This is a genomic window from Glutamicibacter uratoxydans (assembly GCF_006539925.1).
GTDB lineage: Bacteria > Actinomycetota > Actinomycetes > Actinomycetales > Micrococcaceae > Glutamicibacter > Glutamicibacter uratoxydans.
Window position 1 is genome coordinate 49,344 of the sequence record NZ_BJNY01000004.1, and the last position, 13,462, is coordinate 62,805.

Here is a 13,462-nt window from a genome sequence, read left to right on the forward strand (position 1 = left end):
GAAATCGTGGTTCCCAGCAACTTTTGAGCTACATGTTGTGCGTCATATTTTTCTGCTGATGCTCGCCTGACGTCAGGCTGCGCTGAATACAAAGTGCCAAGTCCGACCCCAGTTGAAAAAGTTTCGGGCAGTGCGGGAATTATTTGCGCGCCCCACCCGTTGAACAAGGCAGAACGCAAAGTTGAGTCAGGTTCACTCAAGTTAATTTGACAGCTAAAAGCGGCTGAGTAAACTTGAGTGCAGAACGCTCAATGGGGGCAAAAAGTCCTCAGCGTTAGACATTTTCAACCAAGGCAAAGGAGAGCCATTATGTCGCGTGCCGTAGGTATCGACCTCGGAACCACCAACTCCGTCGTATCCGTGCTCGAAGGTGGTGAGCCTACCGTTATCGCTAACGCTGAAGGCAACCGCACCACCCCGTCCATCGTTGCTTTCTCCAAGGGCGGCGAAGTACTGGTCGGCGACATCGCCAAGCGCCAGGCAGTGAACAACATTGACCGCACTATCGCTTCGGTCAAGCGCCACATGGGTACCGACTGGACCGTCAACATCGACGACAAGAAGTACACCGCTCAGGAAATCTCGGCTCGCACCCTGATGAAGCTGAAGAACGATGCAGAGTCCTACCTGGGTGAAAAGGTCACCGACGCAGTGATCACCGTTCCTGCGTACTTCAACGACGCTGAGCGCCAGGCCACCAAGGAGGCCGGCGAGATCGCAGGCCTGAACGTGCTGCGCATCGTCAACGAGCCAACCGCTGCTGCTCTGGCCTACGGTCTGGAGAAGGGCAACGAAGACGAGCTCATCTTGGTCTTCGACCTCGGCGGCGGCACCTTCGACGTCTCCCTGCTGGAAGTTGGCAAGGACGACGACGGCTTCTCGACCATTCAGGTCCGCGCTACCGCAGGCGACAACCGCTTGGGCGGCGATGACTGGGACCAGCGTGTTGTCGACTGGCTGCTGGCACAGGCCAAGGCCAAGGGCGCAGACCTGTCCAAGGATAAGATTGCGCTGCAGCGCCTGAAGGAAGCTGCTGAGCAGGCCAAGAAGGAACTGTCCTCGGCTACCAGCACCAACATCTCCCTGCAGTACCTGTCGGTCACCCCAGAGGGCCCAGTGCACCTGGACGAGCACCTTTCGCGTGCAAAGTTCCAGGAACTGACCGCTGATCTGCTGGAGCGCACCCGCAAGCCATTCAATGACGTCATCGCAGAAGCAGGCGTCAAGGTTTCGGACATCGCCCACGTGATCCTGGTCGGCGGTTCGACCCGTATGCCAGCAGTTGCTGAACTGGTCAAGGACCTTGCAGGCAAGGACGCCAACAAGGGCGTCAACCCTGACGAGGTTGTTGCAGTCGGCGCAGCCCTGCAGGCAGGCGTGCTGAAGGGCGAGCGCAAGGACGTTCTGCTCATCGACGTCACCCCACTGTCCCTGGGCATCGAAACCAAGGGCGGCGTGATGACCAAGCTGATCGAGCGCAACACCGCCATCCCGACCAAGCGTTCGGAGACCTTCACCACCGCTGAAGACAACCAGCCTTCGGTGTCCATCCAGGTCTTCCAGGGCGAACGCGAGTTCACCCGCGACAACAAGGCGCTGGGCACCTTCGAGCTGACCGGCATCGCTCCGGCTCCTCGCGGCATCCCGCAGGTCGAGGTCACCTTCGACATCGACGCCAACGGCATCGTGCACGTCTCCGCTAAGGACAAGGGCACCGGCACCGAGCAGTCGATGACCATCACCGGCGGCTCCTCGCTGTCCAAGGAAGACATCGAGCGCATGGTTCAGGAAGCTGAAGCCCACGCAGAAGAGGACAAGAAGCGCCGCGAGGCAGCTGAAACTCGCAACGCTGCTGAGCAGGCCGCCTACTCGGTGGACAAGCTGATCAAGGACAACGAAGACAAGCTGCCTGAAGAGGTCAAGACCGAGGTTCAGGCCGACGTCGACTCGCTGAAGTCTGCCCTGGAGAAGCAGGACAACGACGACGAGGTCAAGGCCGCGTTTGAGAAGCTGCAGGCTTCGCAGACCAAGCTGGGCGAGGCAATCTACGCCAACGCACAGGCTGAGGGCGCCGATGCAGGCGACCAGGCTGCGCCGAACGCTGATGAAGACATCGTCGACGCCGAAGTTATCGACGAAGACGAAGCCGACAAGAAGTAAGGGAGTTTAGGTAATGTCCGAGGCACAGGACCAGAACGAAAACTCCGGCCAGGAGCCGGAGAACCAGCCAGAGGCAGCTGACCAGCAGCCGACCGCTGACGCCCTGGGTCAGGCCGAGGCGATCCTGAACGAGGCCGGCGCCAACGCCGAGGGCGAGCAGGAAGAAGCAGGCGCGGTGGAAGCCGAGCTGCGCAACGACCTGCTCCGCCTTCAGGCCGAGTACGTCAACTACCGAAAGCGCGTGGAGCGCGACCGTGTGGCAGTGCGTGAAAACGCTGTCCAGTCGGTGCTCGCCACCCTGCTGCCGGTGCTTGACGACATCGATGCAGCCCGCGCCCACGGCGACCTCGTCGACGGCCCGTTCGCATCGATCGCCAACAAGCTTGATACGATCCTCGCCCAGCACGGGCTGGAGCGCATCAACGAGGCTGGCGTCGAATTCGACCCGAACGTGCATGAGGCGCTGCTGCGCCAGGCGGTGCCAGAGGTGCCGGCTGACCACGTCGGACAGGTGCTGCGCACCGGCTACCGCAAGGGAAGCAACATCCTGCGCGCAGCCCAGGTGCTGGTCGCCACCGGCGAATAGCAGCTAGAGAACACCAGCGAAACTGCCCACTGTCGAACCTCGGCAGTGGGCAGTTTCGAATCGGTATAGAAAGGATGAGGCCCTGATGGCAAGTCAGGACTGGATAGACAAAGACTTTTACGCCATTTTGGGCGTCTCCAAGGATGCCAGCGATGCGGACATCAAGAAGGCGTACCGCAAGCTGGCCCGCAAGTACCACCCTGACACCAACGCCGGAGACCCAGCGGCCGAACAGAAGTTCAAGGACATCACCGAGGCCAACTCGGTGCTCTCCGACAAGGAAGAGCGCGAGCAGTATGACGCGATCCGCGCCATGGGTTCCGGGGCCCGCTTCTCCGCGGGAGGACCTGGCGGTGCTCCCGGCGGCGGTGCAGGCTTTGAGGACATCTTCTCCAACCTCTTCGGAGGCGGCGGGGGAGCGGGGCGCGGCCGCGGCGGCCAGCCCGACTTCTCCGACCTGTTTGGAGGCGCCGGAGGCTTTGGCGGATTCGGCCAGCAGGCCCCGCCGCGCAAGGGCGCGGACCGCACCGCAAACACCTCGATCTCCTTCGCAGGCTCCATCAACGGCACCAAGATCGGGCTGCGCGAGCCCAGCGGGGAAGTCATCGACGTGCGCATCCCGGCCGGCATCAAGGACGGCCAATCGGTGCGCGTGCGCGGCCGCGGCCAAGCTGGAGCCGCAGGCAACGGCGACTTGATCGTCAAGGTCAAGGTGGCAGAGCACCCGTTCTTCAAGCGCGAAGACAACAACATCCGCGTGCACATCCCGGTGACCTTCGACGAGGCTGCGCTGGGTGCGAAGATCCACGTGCCGACGCTCGACGGGGAACAGGTGGCCATGAAGGTTCCTGCAGGCTCCAACTCCGGGCGCACCCTGCGCTTGAAGGGCCGCGGCGTGAAGACCTCCAAGGCAACCGGCGACATGCTGATCGTTTTGGACGTGGTGATCCCGCAGAACCTGAGCGAGGAAGCGAAGAAGGCAGTGGAAGACTTCGCAGCCGCCACGGCCGGCGAGGATCCCCGTGAGGATCTGGCCGCCAAGGCCAAACTCTAGGATCATCTGATCCACACGGTCTATCGCCGCCGCCACTAAGCTGGCGGTGGCGATAGACTCGAATTATCCGAGGCAGAAAGGTGGAGAATCCGCGTGAATGGGGAGTACCTGCGGCCTGTCTTCGTTATTTCAGTTGCCGCCCAGTTGGCTGACATGCATCCGCAGACCCTGAGGCAGTACGACCGCATCGGGCTGGTTTCGCCCAGCCGGCAGTCCGGCAAGCAGCGCCGCTACTCGCAGCGCGATGTGTCGCTGCTGCGCCAGGTGCAGTCGCTGAGCAAGGACGGGGTGTCGCTGGAAGGCATCAAGCGCATTCTCGATCTGCAGGACCAGGTAGCGAACCTGCAGACCGAGGTCAATGAGCTGCGCCAGGAACTGAGCTTCGTGCGCCAAGGACAATCGCGCATCTTCGCCGCCGGAACCATGGCAGGCGACGTGGTCACCTTGGCCCGCGGCATGCGCCCCTCGCGCCCCGAACCGCCGGTGACGCTGTTCCCGGTTCGCCGCGCCATCGGCCGCTAGAAGCTATGCTTTAGACAATCGTTCAGCCCGCACAGTTTTCGAACTGGAGTGGGCTGGATTTCTTTAACCGTCCAGCCTAGATGCGCCCGTGCTTGCGCAGCCGGGCCTCCAGCTGGGTGCGGACCGTAGGCCACTCATGGGGCAGAATCGAGAAGACCACTGTGTCGCGCAGCGTCCCGGTCTTCGGATCGTATTTGTGGTTGCGCAACACGCCGTTCTGTTTTGCACCGAGGTGCAGGATCGCGGCCCGAGAGGCCTCGTTGTGCCAGTGCGTGCAAAACGCCACCGAATAGCAGCCGAGCTCCTGGAAGGCGCGCTGCAGCAGCAGGTATTTGGCGGCGGGGTTGATCCCCGTGCCCTGGGAGGGGATGCCCAGGAAGGTGGAGCCAATCTCCACGCGCCGATTGGCGGCGTCGATATTCAAATAGGTCGTGGCCCCAACCGCCTTGCCAGTGGACAGGTCGATAATCGCAAACGGAGCCATGGTGCCCGCCTGCTGATTCGCGAGCCGCTGCTTGATATTTTCTTCCATCTGTTCAGAAGACGGAGTCGAGGCGAACCAGGCCTCGACAAGGTGGTCGCGTTCGACGACTTCAGCCAGGTCTGCACAGTGCTCGATGCTCAGCTGTTCTAGCCGGACACCGGCAAATTCCATGGTGGGCGCCTCGGAGAAATCGGAGTCCGGGACAACAGAAAAATGGCTCATGGGTTCCACTGTAGGGAACTCATGAGCCATCGTCAGTATTTATTGCAAAATCTAGCCGGCGCGGGTGTAAGCCAGATCGAAGACCAGGCGTCCAGCCTTCAACGCCTTGCCTTCGAAGCTGGTCAGGATGCGGCCCTCGAAGATACCGCGCAGCGACGCCATCGCCGGCAGCCAGCGCTGGTGCGAGTCATCGAGTGTCCTGCCGCCAATGGGCTGGGGTACATATTCACCAGAATTCTCAAAGCCTACTGGCCGTCGATAAGAACTTCGTCGGTTCCGCCGAACCATTTGATGCCTGGAAATTCTGCTTCGACGTTGGCAACACTCGCCGAAAAGAACTCTACGGGGTCTGAAGGTTCGCTAAGCTCATGGACGAATATCGCCCGGATGGAATTCTCGATGGGAAGGTTTTCCGGAGAATTGTCCGTAAGCAGCACGTCTAGGAACTGAGCACTAAGGTCATCACAGAAATTTCTGTAGATAATGACCTGACGATCATCGAGTGAGCTTCGAAGTCCTATGTATTTCACGTGCCCCAATACATCTGGATCAATCGAAGTGTAGACGTTGTGCACCTGCTCCTCGGTTACCCTCGGCATGACATTCCCCTGCGGGTATCGAGGCGGATTGGTGCCTTCAACGAATCTCCACGTCATTGATCGACCTTTCACATGCTTTGGGACCTCAGCCGGCGCGGGTGTAGGCCAGATCGAAGACCAAGCGTCCAGCCTTCAACGCCTTGCCCTCAAAGCTGGTCAGGATGCGGCGTTCGAAGCGCGGAGCCCAGCCGCCCTGCTCGTCCACGAAGTCTGGTTCCGGTTCGAAGCCTTCCATACCGTTGACGCGAACCTTAGTCAGATTCGACTCGGCGCCAGCGAGATTGCCCGGGAACTGGTTGCTAAAATCAGGATGGGCATCGAGCACTTCGCGCATCTGCTCTGCATAGTTCGACCAGTCGGTGGCCAAGCGCAGCGTGCCACCCGGCTTGAGGACCCGCGAGACCTTGTCCAGGAACGAGGCCTTGATCAGGCGGCGCTTGTGGTGGCGCGGCTTGTGCCATGGATCAGAGAAGAAGATCCAGATTTCATCTGCACTGTTTTCCTGCAGCATGACATCCAGCACCTCGGGGGCGTTCGCCTGGACGGCACGCACGTTTTCGATGCCGAAGGACTCGACCTTGAGCATCAGCTGGGCCAGGCCGGGACGGTAGACCTCGACAGCCAGATAGTTGCGCTCGGGATCGTCCTTGGCGGCGTTGGCGATGCATTCGCCCAGGCCGGTGCCGATCTCGACGATCAACGGCGCGGTGCGGCCAAAAGCCTCGTCAGGGTTCAGCTCGAAGTCATCGGCGACAGAAGTATCAGCGATCTTGCGGGGAGGCTCGATCACGTACTGATCTGCATTGCGCTCCCAGGCGCTTGCGCGGCGGCCCTGCAAACGGTTGCCGCGGCGGACGAATGAGACCGGCTCAGCCCTGAAAAGTGCTGGGTCTCGTGTGGCGGATGCCTCGGGATGCTGCTGTTCTTCGCTCGAATCGCTCATGATTATTAATCCTAGCCGAGCCGCCGTGCTGCAAGAACGCCGAAGGGTAGGGGATTGGCCACGTGATTCAGGGAAGAATCGGGGGTTTACCCTATGGATGCTGCGGACGCAGTAGACCAGACTAGGGGTATGACTGATCTAGTGCGAGGCATCCTCAATATTATCTGGCTGATCTTCGGCGGCTTGTGGCTGGCGCTCGGCTATGTCCTGGCAGGCATCATCTGCTGCCTGCTCATTGTGACGATCCCATTTGGCATCGCCTCGTTCCGCATCGCGGGCTACGCGCTGTGGCCCTTCGGGCGGACCGTCGTCGACCGCGGCCGCGTCGGCGCCTTCTCCACCATCGGCAATGTGATCTGGGTTCTTGTCGCCGGCATCTGGATTGCCATTGGCCATATCCTGACCGCCATTCCGATGTTCGTTTCGATCATCGGTATTCCACTGGGCATCGCCAACCTGAAGATGATTCCGGTATCGCTGATGCCGCTGGGCAAGGTCATCGTCCCCTCCGACTACTACATCGGTTCGGTACGCCGCTAAATTTCACCGCGGCGATGAAAGTTGGGTAGTAAAAATGAAACAACTGACATCGCCGCTGAGCCGGCGAGCGCAGGACTCCAGGATTTTTCCGAAGCTTTTGGCGGTCCTGACTGCTATCGGGGTCTTGCCGTATTTTCTCTTGAAGCTGGCCTGGATCTTTGGCTCGCAGTGGGGAATCGAGAGTCCGTCGAAGCTGGATGGCACGGTGGTGCTGATGGGCAATATCATCACGGCTTCACTGGATGTGCTGCTGGTAGCGATCGTTGTCGCTTTGGGCCGCCGGGCGGCCTTGAAGATTCCCTGGTGGCTGATCCTCATCCCCGCCTGGTTTGCCGCCGGGCTGCTGCTTCCGTTCATTTTCACCGGGCCGGTGATCGCCGCTATGGTGGCCAGCGGTTCGGGCAGCTCTGATGGATCGCTGTCTGATTGGGTCGGCCCGTTGGTCTATCTCAGCTTCGGGATACAGGCCATTGGCGTGGTGCTGGTACTCGGCTGGTACCTGCGGCGGCGCTGGGGTCGAGCCTTGGAATCTCACAGCTCGCAGGGCCTGGTGCGCGTTCGAACTAAAGGGCAGTGGGCCGTGTTTAGCGCCGCGGGCGTCGTTGCTGCCGCCTTGGTCTTTTTGGGGTTGCGCTGGATCGTCCGGGCGGCCACGGCGCTGCAGGCGCAATCCGCAGACTTGCGGGGCGGCATCTTATGGCTCAGCGATGTTGCCAACGCGGGTTTCGCGGCCTGCGCAGTGATAGGGCTGCTGGTGCTGGTGGCCAGGCGGCTGGGGAATCAAGACGGACCCGGCGACCACGATTCTTCCCATCGCTGGTGGCCGATCCTCCTACTGTCCGGAGGCGGCGCCGCGATAGCGGGCAGTGCGCTTTATGCCTTGGTTCTCATGAGCCTCGGGGCGGGAACTGCACCGGGCCAGCAGGACTTCTGGGAGTTGTCGCTGTCGCTGGTGCTCGGGCTGCTGTGTGGACTGGGTGCCTTGGCGGTCATAGTCGAAGCACAGAAACAGGCGGCGGCCATAGGCCCAACCGATCTCCGGCCTGCAGGATTCGACAGGCACTAACCGGCTCGATGAAGCCACGAGGGGCCGCCGGCTAATGCCGGCGGCCCCTGTGCGGCTGCTAGATGTTTCCGCTGGCGCGGAACTCGTCGTGTTCGTGATGGGCTCGGGCTACTTCGGCCCTGATTTGCTCGATGTCCTTGACCTTGTCGCGGTACTTCTTGTCCATGGTGTCGACGTAGGCCTCCTCCTGAACCAGCTGTGCGTAGACGTGCTCGCGCTCTGCAAGGTCGGCGGTGTAGGACAGGTCCAGGTAGTTGTTTGCGTGGCGGCGGACGTTGTTCACTGCAGTCTGCGCCTTGCCTGCCTTGCTGAACAGCGAAGCCAGCACGGTGAGCACCAGGACGCCGATGATGACGCTGAGCGAGAGGCCGGTGGTGATTTCAATGACCGGGACGTGCTGGCCGTCGTTGATGAACGGCAGGTTGTTTTCATGCAGCGCGTGCAGGACCAGCTTGACGCCGATGAATGCGAGGATTGCGGCCAGACCGTAGGACAGGTAGATCAGGCGGTCCAGCAGGCCGTCGAGCAGGAAGTAGAGCTGGCGCAGTCCCATCAGGGAGAAGGCAGTGGCAGTGAAGACGATGTACACGTTCTGGGTCAGGCCGAAGATTGCCGGGATCGAGTCCAGCGCGAAGAGGATGTCGGTGCCGCCAATGGCCACCATCACCAGCAGCATCGGGGTCAGGACCTTTTTGCCGTCCACCTTGGTGAAGAGCTTGTCGCCGTCGTAGGTGTCGGTGGTGTGGAAGAGCTTCTTTGCCAGGCGAATGATGAAGTTGTTCGCTTCGTCGGACTCGTCGTCCTTCTTCAGCAGGTTGCCTGCGGTCAGCAGCAGGATGATGCCGAAGATGTAGAAGACCCAGGCGAACTGGTTGATCAGTGCGGCGCCGACGAAGATGAACGCGGTGCGGGCAATCAGCGAGAAGACGATGCCGAAGAGCAGCACCTTCTGCTGGTCCTCGCGCGGTACGCGGAAGCTGGCGATGATGATCAGGAAGACGAAGAGGTTGTCGACCGACAGGGCTTTTTCGGTGATGTAGCCGGCAAAGTATTCAGCGCCCATGTCAATGCCGCCGAAGATCAGCACCAGAACACCGAAGACCAGGGCGATGCCCACATAGATGCTGGACCAGATCGCGGCTTCACGCAGCGACGGCACGTGGGCTTTGCGAATGTGGAAGAAATAGTCAAAGGCCAGAAGGGCCAAGATGACGACAACGGTGATCGTCCAGATTAAAGGAGAAACTCCCATGGGGAATCCTGCTTTCGTAAGTTGGGTACAAGCCATCCGTGTAAGTCTCTTCGCCAGCCCTGAAGCTGACCGTGAGGCCCGGCGGAACAATGGTGTTCCACGTATTGACGGGTCAAACGCTTGTGAATACTCCCTTACGTGCTTACTAGCCTAACCTGAATCTTCGGACTCTGGAAACACGAGGGCGGTAGATGACGAGGTGATTTGTAACCTACTCGTCCGGTCCTACCCTTGGCTAGAGTGTCTTGCGCATTTTCAGGCTGGTGGTTTTGTAGCCGACCGACTCATAGAACCGGCGCGCCGTTGTGTTGAACCCGAAGACGTTCAACCCCAGCGTTGCTGCTCCCTGCGAGCTCGCGTAGTTTTCCGCGAGGAGCATCGCGGACTTGCCGAAGCCTCGGCGGCGGAATTCGTCCTCGATGAGGATGTCCCAGATCCAACCACGAACTCGGATCATCGGATGCGTCGGTGCCGACCCAGAGGTAGCCGACAATACCTAGTTCGTCGTCAACGACATCGAACACTGCATTTTTGCCCGTAGGGCCTGCGCCTTCGAAGGCTTGCTGCATGGTTTGCCGTGCGGCGGATTCGGCCTGAGGTCCAGACTGGCCGGTAGCGATGAGGTCGCGGATGTATTCCTGAGTGCTTCGCTCCAGCCAGCGTTCGAATCGTTCGGCTGGCAATGGAACTAGGGCAAGGGTCATGAGCCAAGCTTATTCAAAGTTGCTAGTTGTTGCGTGCGGCGATGATTTGCTCGCGGAGAATCTCTGCGTGGCCGCAGTGTTGGGCGAGCTCCCTGAGCAGATGCAATTGGATCCAGGCTAGCGACATCGTCCCGCGCCGGTTGCCTCTAAAGATGTCCTTGCCGGTTTTGCCCTCGACAGCGGCCGCAGATACTTCCAAAGCGTGCCGGTATCTTTCGCTGACGCTGCTGATTGTATCCTCGTCGGTCAGCTCGAAAGATTCATCGGGAGTAGCTTCAAGCCCCAGCTCCTCTCGGGAAAATCCGGTAGGTGCTTCCTCAAACCAGACACGCTCAACAAAGATTGCATGCTTGACCAGCCCGAGCAGGGTTGTCTTGGAGGGGACAAGCTGTGCCCGAGCTTCCTGCTCGCTCATGCCGTCGAGGCAGGAGGCAAGAGCTGCACGGTGTTCGTTGATGAACTTCCACACCAGCTGGTCGTGATCGGTGCTCGTGTAGTCGCTGAATGCCTGTATTCCCATGAAGATAGTGTGTCCAGAGCCGTGGATGGGAAGCAAGAAAATTATCCGAAAAAACTTCAGATCTCATGGAATAAGTAGTGGAAGCCAAGAGTTGAGTTAAGTAGACTCAAGTTTATAAGGGTTCACCCTCGTTAGAGAAAGGATGCGCGTGGACACCAAACTCACAACCAAGAGCCAAGAGGCTCTGTCAGCTTCCGGGATGAACGCGTCAACCGCAGGAAATCCGCAGATCGAACCGGCACACCTGCTTAAGGCGCTGCTCGACCAGCGCGACTCGGTTGCCGTAGCCCTGCTCAAAACCGCAGGGCTGGATGTCGACGCGCTCTCGGTCAAGGCCAGCTCGGTAATCAAGGCCCTGCCTGCAAGCTCGGGATCCTCCGTGGCCCAGGCCCAGTTCTCCCGCCAGCTGCTCCAGGTGGTCAACCATGCCCAAGAAGTTGCAGCGGAAATGGGGGACACCTATGTCTCCACTGAGCACCTGCTCATTGCACTTGCCACCGACCAGACCAAGGCCGGTGAAGCGATGCGAGAGATGGGCGCCACCCGTGAACTGCTGCTGGCCACCCTGCCGACCATCCGCGGCGATCGCAAGGTAGACAACCCCAACCCTGAAGCGACGTTCCAGTCGCTGGAGAAGTTCGGCACCGACATGACGGCGCTGGCCCGTTCCGGCAAGCTTGACCCCGTGATCGGCCGCGACCGCGAGATCCGCCGTGTGGTGCAGGTGCTCTCGCGCCGCACCAAGAACAACCCGGTGCTGATCGGCGAACCAGGCGTCGGCAAGACCGCAGTGGTCGAGGGCCTGGCCCAGCGCATGATCGCCGGTGACGTGCCCGAATCGCTGCGCGGCAAGACCCTGATCTCCCTGGACTTGGGAGCCATGGTGGCGGGAGCCAAGTACCGTGGAGAATTCGAAGAACGCCTGAAAGCTGTGCTCGAAGAGATTAAGGCCTCCGACGGACAGATTGTCACGTTCATCGACGAGATCCACACCGTGGTCGGCGCTGGCGCCTCCGAGGGCGCCATGGATGCCGGCAACATGCTCAAGCCGATGCTTGCCCGCGGTGAGCTGCGCCTGATCGGCGCCACCACCCTGGACGAGTACCGCGAGAACATCGAGAAGGACCCGGCACTTGAGCGCCGCTTCGCCCAGGTGTTCGTCGGAGAGCCGAGCGTAGATGACACCATCGCCATCCTGCGCGGCTTGAAGGAACGCTACGAGGCGCACCACAAGGTGTCCATCGCGGACTCCGCGCTGGTGGCCGCCGCCTCCCTGTCCAACCGCTACATCTCCGGACGCCAGCTGCCGGACAAGGCCATCGACCTGGTGGATGAGGCGGCCAGCCGGCTGCGCATGGAGATCGACTCCGCTCCGGAGGAAATCGACGAGCTGCGCCGCGAGGTCGACCGGCTGACCATGGAAGAACTCGCCCTGAGCGATGAAACCGATCCGGCGTCGGTCGAGCGCCTCGAAGCGCTGCGCAAGGACATGGCGGACAAGAAGGAGAAGCTCGATGCCCTGAACTCCCAGTGGGAGTCGGAAAAGGCGGGGCTGAACCGGGTGGGCGACCTGAAGGTCAAGCTCGACGAGCTGCGCTCGCAGGCAGAGAAGTACCAGCGGGACGGCGACCTGGAGAATGCCTCCCGGCTGCTCTACGGGGAGATCCCGACGCTGCAGCACGAGCTGGAAGCCGCCGCGGAGGCGGAAGCCGACGGGGCCAAGGCCCACACCATGGTGGCCGACGAGGTGACAGCGGATGACATTGCCGAGGTGATCTCCGCCTGGACCGGCATCCCTGCCGGACGCATGCTCCAGGGTGAAAGCCAGAAGCTGCTGAACATGGAAGAGATCATCGGGCACCGCCTGATGGGACAGCAGAAAGCCGTGGCGGCAGTCTCGGACGCGGTGCGGCGCACCCGTGCAGGCATCGCTGACCCGAACCGGCCGACGGGCTCCTTCCTATTCCTCGGCCCGACCGGCGTGGGCAAGACCGAGCTGGCCAAGTCGCTGGCCGACTTCCTGTTCGACGACCCGCGGGCCATGGTCCGGATCGACATGTCCGAGTACTCGGAGAAGCACGCAGTCTCCCGGCTGGTCGGCGCCCCTCCGGGATACGTGGGCTATGAAGAGGGCGGACAGCTGACCGAGGCGGTGCGCCGTCGGCCGTATTCGGTGATCCTGCTCGACGAAGTGGAGAAGGCCCACCCCGAGGTCTTCGACATCCTGCTGCAGGTGCTCGACGACGGGCGGCTGACCGATGGACAGGGCCGGACGGTGGATTTCAGGAACACCATCCTGATCCTGACCTCCAACCTTGGCTCCCAGTTCTTGGTCGACCAGACGCTGGATGCCGAGGCGAAGAAGAGCGCGGTCATGAACGTGGTGAATGCTTCGTTCAAGCCGGAGTTCCTGAACCGCCTGGACGAGGTGATCCTCTTCGACCCGCTGAGCATCGAGGAGCTGGGAAACATCGTCAAGCTGCAGATCGACCAGCTGGGAGAACGGCTTGCCGAACGCCGGCTCACCCTGGATGTGGATCCGGCAGCCAGCGAGTGGCTTGCGCTGACCGGCTACGATCCCGCCTATGGTGCACGCCCGCTGCGCCGCCTAGTGCAGCGCGAGATCGGCGACCGGCTGGCCAAGGAAATCCTTGCCGGCGAAATCCAGGACGGAGACACGGTCTCGGTAACCCTGGACGAGGCCAACGACAGGCTGTCGGTGGGGCGTAAAAGCCTCTAGCCGATTCAGGCCTTGAAGGACAAAAGAATGGCGTGAAAGCAAAAGCTTTCACGCCATTCTTTTAATGCCT

General features: G+C 61.0%; 13 protein-coding genes and 1 pseudogene. 7 read left to right on the top strand and 7 right to left on the bottom strand.

From position 1 onward, the window contains the following. Nucleotides 1-309: 309 nt before the first annotated feature. The 4 genes from dnaK to AUR04nite_RS03980 all read left to right on the top strand — a co-directional run bounded on the left by dnaK (nt 310) and on the right by AUR04nite_RS03980 (nt 4,322). The gene (gene dnaK / locus AUR04nite_RS03965) at nt 310-2,160 is read left to right on the top strand and encodes a molecular chaperone DnaK (RefSeq protein ID WP_141362175.1); all 1,851 of its coding nucleotides are present in this window, start codon (nt 310-312) and stop codon (nt 2,158-2,160) included. 13 nt (nt 2,161-2,173) lie between these two features. Continuing rightward, nucleotides 2,174-2,746 (top strand): nucleotide exchange factor GrpE, encoded by a 573-nt coding sequence (locus AUR04nite_RS03970; protein ID WP_141362177.1) that lies wholly within the window; start codon nt 2,174-2,176, stop codon nt 2,744-2,746. Between the two features lie 85 nt (nt 2,747-2,831). After that, nucleotides 2,832-3,800, top strand: coding sequence for a DnaJ C-terminal domain-containing protein (locus tag AUR04nite_RS03975; protein WP_141362179.1), 969 nt, complete (start codon nt 2,832-2,834; stop codon nt 3,798-3,800). An 87-nt stretch (nt 3,801-3,887) separates the two neighbouring features. Further along, entirely contained in the window at nt 3,888-4,322 is a 435-nt protein-coding gene (locus AUR04nite_RS03980) for a heat shock protein transcriptional repressor HspR (RefSeq protein ID WP_141362181.1), read from the top strand. A gap of 76 nt (nt 4,323-4,398) precedes the next feature. On the opposite strand, the gene AUR04nite_RS03985 is transcribed toward AUR04nite_RS03980, so the two are convergent. From AUR04nite_RS03985 to trmB, 4 genes and pseudogenes are all read right to left on the bottom strand, one after another. Continuing rightward, entirely contained in the window at nt 4,399-5,028 is a 630-nt protein-coding gene (locus AUR04nite_RS03985) for a GNAT family N-acetyltransferase (RefSeq protein ID WP_141362183.1), read from the bottom strand. Between the two features lie 51 nt (nt 5,029-5,079). Then, nucleotides 5,080-5,169, bottom strand: a pseudogene (locus AUR04nite_RS18520) (tRNA (guanosine(46)-N7)-methyltransferase TrmB); the annotation flags it as partial. Between the two features lie 104 nt (nt 5,170-5,273). Beyond that, nucleotides 5,274-5,684 carry a hypothetical protein gene (locus tag AUR04nite_RS03995; protein WP_141362185.1) on the bottom strand — a complete coding sequence of 137 codons (411 nt, stop codon included), beginning with the start codon at nt 5,682-5,684 and terminating at the stop codon, nt 5,274-5,276. A 28-nt stretch (nt 5,685-5,712) separates the two neighbouring features. After that, on the bottom strand, nt 5,713-6,570 hold the full coding sequence (gene trmB / locus AUR04nite_RS04000) for a tRNA (guanosine(46)-N7)-methyltransferase TrmB (RefSeq protein ID WP_141362187.1): 858 nt from the start codon (nt 6,568-6,570) through the stop codon (nt 5,713-5,715). Between the two features lie 129 nt (nt 6,571-6,699). On the opposite strand from trmB, the gene AUR04nite_RS04005 reads away from it, so the two are divergent. Both AUR04nite_RS04005 and AUR04nite_RS04010 read left to right on the top strand, forming a co-directional pair. Next, nucleotides 6,700-7,110, top strand: coding sequence for a YccF domain-containing protein (locus AUR04nite_RS04005; protein WP_141362189.1), 411 nt, complete (start codon nt 6,700-6,702; stop codon nt 7,108-7,110). A 34-nt stretch (nt 7,111-7,144) separates the two neighbouring features. Then, the gene (locus AUR04nite_RS04010) at nt 7,145-8,176 is read left to right on the top strand and encodes a hypothetical protein (protein ID WP_141362191.1); all 1,032 of its coding nucleotides are present in this window, start codon (nt 7,145-7,147) and stop codon (nt 8,174-8,176) included. 58 nt (nt 8,177-8,234) lie between these two features. Here AUR04nite_RS04010 and AUR04nite_RS04015 read toward each other — a convergent pair whose 3' ends face one another. From AUR04nite_RS04015 to AUR04nite_RS04025, 3 genes are all read right to left on the bottom strand, one after another. Continuing rightward, on the bottom strand, nt 8,235-9,428 hold the full coding sequence (locus tag AUR04nite_RS04015) for a TerC family protein (RefSeq protein ID WP_141362193.1): 1,194 nt from the start codon (nt 9,426-9,428) through the stop codon (nt 8,235-8,237). 235 nt (nt 9,429-9,663) lie between these two features. Continuing rightward, nucleotides 9,664-9,885, bottom strand: coding sequence for a GNAT family N-acetyltransferase (locus AUR04nite_RS18265; RefSeq protein ID WP_246055359.1), 222 nt, complete (start codon nt 9,883-9,885; stop codon nt 9,664-9,666). 269 nt (nt 9,886-10,154) lie between these two features. Further along, nucleotides 10,155-10,652 carry a DinB family protein gene (locus AUR04nite_RS04025; RefSeq protein ID WP_141362195.1) on the bottom strand — a complete coding sequence of 166 codons (498 nt, stop codon included), beginning with the start codon at nt 10,650-10,652 and terminating at the stop codon, nt 10,155-10,157. Nucleotides 10,653-10,800: 148 nt separating this feature from the next. Between AUR04nite_RS04025 and clpB the strand changes: the two genes are divergently transcribed. Continuing rightward, on the top strand, nt 10,801-13,392 hold the full coding sequence (clpB, locus tag AUR04nite_RS04030; RefSeq protein ID WP_141362197.1) for an ATP-dependent chaperone ClpB: 2,592 nt from the start codon (nt 10,801-10,803) through the stop codon (nt 13,390-13,392). Nucleotides 13,393-13,462 lie beyond the last annotated feature (70 nt).

Coding starts and splice junctions, on each gene's coding strand:
- AUR04nite_RS03975 (WP_141362179.1), top strand. CDS start 2,832: ATGGCAAGTCAGGACTGGATAGACAAAGACTTTTACGCCATTTTGGGC.
- dnaK (WP_141362175.1), top strand. CDS start 310: ATGTCGCGTGCCGTAGGTATCGACCTCGGAACCACCAACTCCGTCGTA.
- AUR04nite_RS03985 (WP_141362183.1), bottom strand. CDS start 5,028: ATGAGCCATTTTTCTGTTGTCCCGGACTCCGATTTCTCCGAGGCGCCC.
- AUR04nite_RS04015 (WP_141362193.1), bottom strand. CDS start 9,428: ATGGGAGTTTCTCCTTTAATCTGGACGATCACCGTTGTCGTCATCTTG.
- AUR04nite_RS04025 (WP_141362195.1), bottom strand. CDS start 10,652: ATGGGAATACAGGCATTCAGCGACTACACGAGCACCGATCACGACCAG.
- trmB (WP_141362187.1), bottom strand. CDS start 6,570: ATGAGCGATTCGAGCGAAGAACAGCAGCATCCCGAGGCATCCGCCACA.
- AUR04nite_RS03995 (WP_141362185.1), bottom strand. CDS start 5,684: ATGACGTGGAGATTCGTTGAAGGCACCAATCCGCCTCGATACCCGCAG.
- AUR04nite_RS04005 (WP_141362189.1), top strand. CDS start 6,700: ATGACTGATCTAGTGCGAGGCATCCTCAATATTATCTGGCTGATCTTC.
- AUR04nite_RS03970 (WP_141362177.1), top strand. CDS start 2,174: ATGTCCGAGGCACAGGACCAGAACGAAAACTCCGGCCAGGAGCCGGAG.
- AUR04nite_RS18265 (WP_246055359.1), bottom strand. CDS start 9,885: ATGATCCGAGTTCGTGGTTGGATCTGGGACATCCTCATCGAGGACGAA.
- AUR04nite_RS04010 (WP_141362191.1), top strand. CDS start 7,145: ATGAAACAACTGACATCGCCGCTGAGCCGGCGAGCGCAGGACTCCAGG.